The organism is Kitasatospora sp. NPDC059462 (genome assembly GCF_042749955.1).
In the GTDB taxonomy this organism is placed as follows: domain Bacteria; phylum Actinomycetota; class Actinomycetes; order Streptomycetales; family Streptomycetaceae; genus Kitasatospora.
Window position 1 is genome coordinate 1 of record NZ_JBHYUU010000348.1, and the last position, 3,562, is coordinate 3,562.

The 3,562-nt window shown below is 75.1% G+C and carries 2 protein-coding genes; both read left to right on the top strand.

What is annotated here, in order from left to right:
• Positions 1-109: 109 nt before the first annotated feature.
• Positions 110-2,344, top strand: coding sequence for an MMPL family transporter (locus ACFXAM_RS38230; RefSeq protein ID WP_380298499.1), 2,235 nt, complete (start codon positions 110-112; stop codon positions 2,342-2,344).
• A gap of 69 nt (positions 2,345-2,413) precedes the next feature.
• Positions 2,414-3,517: a glutamate--cysteine ligase gene (locus tag ACFXAM_RS38235; RefSeq protein WP_380298500.1), complete on the top strand. Its 1,104-nt coding sequence runs from the start codon at positions 2,414-2,416 to the stop codon at positions 3,515-3,517.
• Positions 3,518-3,562: the final 45 nt, after the last annotated feature.

Sequence of the window (3,562 nt, forward strand, 5' to 3'; positions counted from 1 at the left end):
GCCCGCGGCCGGGCCGCCCCCCTGCGGGCGGGGGCCGCCGCCCCGGTCCGCGGGGGAACGCTGCGCCGGATCGGCGCGGCGCCGCGCCGAAGACCCCCGGGAGCCGTCCATGCCGCCGTCCACCCGCCGCGATCGCCCGGCCGCCGAGCCCGCGGCCGCACGTTCCGGTCTGCACCGCCTCGGCGAGTGGTGCGCACGCCACTCGCTGCTGGTCGTGGTGCTGTGGATCGTGGCGCTGGCCGGCGTCCAGGCGGCGAACAAGACGGTCGGCGGCACCTACTCCGACGACTTCTCGCTGCCCGGCACCCAGGCGGCGCAGGGCAAGGACGTCCTCCAGGCGCACGAGCCGGCCGCCGCGGGCACCAGCTCCCAGGTGGTGCTGCACGACGCCCAGCAGCTGACCGGCTTCCAGCCGCAGATCACCCAGGCCGTCTCCGCGCTCCAGCAGCTGCCGCACGTGCTCGGCGCGCAGAGCCCGCTGCCGCCGCCCGGCCAGCCCGCGCCGCCCGGCGGCCCGCTGTCCACCGACGGGCTGACCGGCTACATCACCGTGCGGTTCGACACCAATCCCACCCTGCTCGGCGATGCGTACCTGACCGGGGTGGACGCCGCCGTCGCCCCGCTGCGCCAGGCCGGGGTGCAGGTGGAGTACGGCGGGCCGCTGGGCGAGCTGGCCCGGCCGGCGCCGGACGACCGCTCCAGCGAGGCGATCGGCTTCGCGGTGGCGATCGTGGTGCTGCTGGTCGGCTTCGGCAGCCTCCTCGCGGCCGGGCTGCCGCTGCTGACGGCGCTGTTCGCGGCGGTGGTCGGCCTCGGCGTGCTGGGACTGATCGCGGCGCTGTCCACCTTCGCGACGGTCGCGCCGACCCTGGCGACCATGATCGGCATCGGCGTCGGCATCGACTACGCACTGTTCCTGCTCACCCGCCACCGGCAGAACCTGATGGACGGCGCGGACCCGGTCGCCTCCGCCGGGCAGGCGGTGGCCACCAGCGGCCGCGCGGTGCTGGTCTCCGGCTGCACCGTGATCATCGCGCTCTCCGGGCTGTCGGTGTCCGGCATCTCGTTCATCGCCAAGCTCGGGGCCGCCGCCGGGGTCACCGTGGTGTCGGCGGTGCTCGGCGCGCTGACCCTGCTTCCGGCGCTGATGGGGTTCATCGGCCGCCACATGGACCGCATCTCGGTGCGCCGGCCGATCGCGGAGACCGGCGGCGCGCGGGGCGAGGAGACCACCGGCGCCTGGCACCGCTACGCCCGGCGGGTCGAGGCCCGTCCCTGGCGCTACCTGGTCGCCGGGGTGGTCGCGCTCGGCGTGCTGTCGATCCCGCTGTTCTCCATCCAGCTCGGCCACATCGGCGACGGCGCCGACTCCACCGACTTCACCGACCGGCGCGCCTACGACCTGATGTCCGAGGCCTTCGGCCCCGGCTCCAACGGGCCGCTCACCCTGGTCGTCGACCAGGGCGCGGTGGCGGCCGGGGAGCGTCCCGCCGTCCAGGCCTCGGTGCAGCAGGCCCTCACCGGGCTTCCCGGCGCGGCGAGCGTCGGCCCGCTGCAGACCAGCCCGGACGGCGTGGTGCTGTTCAACACCGTCGTCCCGGCCACCGCGCCGCAGGACCGCGCCACCACCGACCTGGTGAACCGGCTGTCGGACACCGTCCTGCCGGACGCGGTGGCCGGCACCGGCGCGAAGACCTACGTGACCGGCAACACCGCCGCCCAGGTGGACTTCCTGGACATCGTCTCCAGCCGGCTGGTGCTGATCATCGCGGTGGTGGTCGGGCTCGCCTTCCTGATCATCCTGGTCGTCTTCCGCGGCCTGCTGGTCGCCGTCAAGGCCGCGGTGCTCAACCTGCTGTCGATCGCCGCCTCGTACGGGGTCGTGGTGGCGGTCTTCCAGTGGGGCTGGGGCGGGCCGGCGCTCGGGGTGTCCGGGAAGGTGCCGATCGAGAGCTACGTGCCGATGATGATGTTCGCCATCGTCTTCGGGCTGAGCATGGACTACGAGATCTTCCTGCTCTCCCGCGTCCACGAGGCCTGGCTGCGCACCGGCCGCCCCCACGACGCCGTGGCGCACGCCCTGGAGATCACCGCCCGGGTGATCTCCTGCGCCGCGCTGATCATGGTCAGCGTGTTCGCCGCGTTCATCGTCAGCGACAACATCGTGATCAAGATGATGGGCCTCGGCCTGGCCGTCAGCGTGCTGGTGGACGCCACCATCGTCCGCCTGCTGCTGGTGCCCGCCGTGATGACCCTGCTCGGCGCCTCCGCCTGGTGGACCCCGCGCTTCCTCGACCGGATCCTGCCGCACATCGACACCGAGGGCACCGGCGAGCAGGCGTAGGGCCGGCGGATCGACCGGGATGCGGAACCGACGGGCGTGGAACGGGCGGTTCCGGGTAGCGGAGGGGGCATGCTGACACTCGGAGTCGAGGAAGAGTACCTGCTGATCGATCCCCGGGACGGCACCCCGCTGCCCCGGGCGGCCGAGGTGCTGGCCGCCGCCGACCTGGCACCGGCGCTGCGGCCGAGCGAGGCGCAGCACGAGCTGCTCCAGGTCCAGGTGGAGTCGGCCACGCCGGTGTGCGAGGACCTCCCGGCGGTGGTCCGCCACCTGTCGCGGGTGCGCGCGGGGCTGGCCGCGGCGGCCGCGCAGCACGGGTGCCGGGTGGTGCCGGTCGGCGCGGCACCGTTCGGGCTGGACGACCCGGTGCCGGTCACCGAGAGCACCCGCTACCGCCGGGCCCACCGCGAGGCGCCCGCGCTGGTCGATGACCTGATGCTCAACGGCATGCACGTGCACGTCGGGGTCGAGGACGAGGAGGAGCGCCTCGGCGCGCTGATGCGGGTGCGCCCCTGGCTTCCGGTGCTGATCGCGCTCTCCGCCAACTCGCCCTACTTCCGCGGCCGGGACACCCGTTTCGCCAGCTGGCGCACGGTCCACTTCGACCAGTGGGCGGTGAGCGGCCCGCCGCCCGCCTTCACCGACGCCGCCGACTACCGGCGGCGGGTGGCGGCCCTGGGGGCGGCCGGTGCGATCGCCGACGAGGGCCAGCTCTACTGGCACGCCCGGCTCTCCGCCCGCTACCCGACGGTGGAGGTGCGCGCCGCCGACGTCCAGCTGACCGTCTCCGACGCGGAACTGTTCGCCGGCCTGGTGCGCGCCCTGGTGACCCGGGCCCTCCTGGACGAGCGGGCCGGGGAGCCGCGCCCGGCCGTGCCGGAGGAACTGCTGCGCGCCGCCACCTGGCACGCCGCGCGCACCGGCCCGAGCGACCGGCTGGTCTCGCCGCTCAGCGGGTCGGCCCGGCCGGCGGCGGACGTGGTGGCGGAGTTCCGGGCGCACGTCGCCCCGGGGCTGCTGGCCAACGGGGACACCGAACGGGTCGCCGGGCTGTGGAAGGACTTCGTGCGCGCGGGCACCGGCGCCGACCGCCAGCGCCGCTGGTACGCCGAGGGGGGCCGGGAGGGTCTGGCCGAGCACCTGGTCGCGTCCACCGTGCGGCCGGAGCACTGAGCCGGCCTTCCGCCCGAGGGCCCGGGGTGAGCACCGCAGCGGTGG

What these genes read in the sequence shown, in the direction of transcription:
- ACFXAM_RS38230 (WP_380298499.1), top strand. Translation starts at nt 110, where the DNA reads ATGCCGCCGTCCACCCGCCGCGATCGCCCGGCCGCCGAGCCCGCGGCC.
- ACFXAM_RS38235 (WP_380298500.1), top strand. Translation starts at nt 2,414, where the DNA reads ATGCTGACACTCGGAGTCGAGGAAGAGTACCTGCTGATCGATCCCCGG.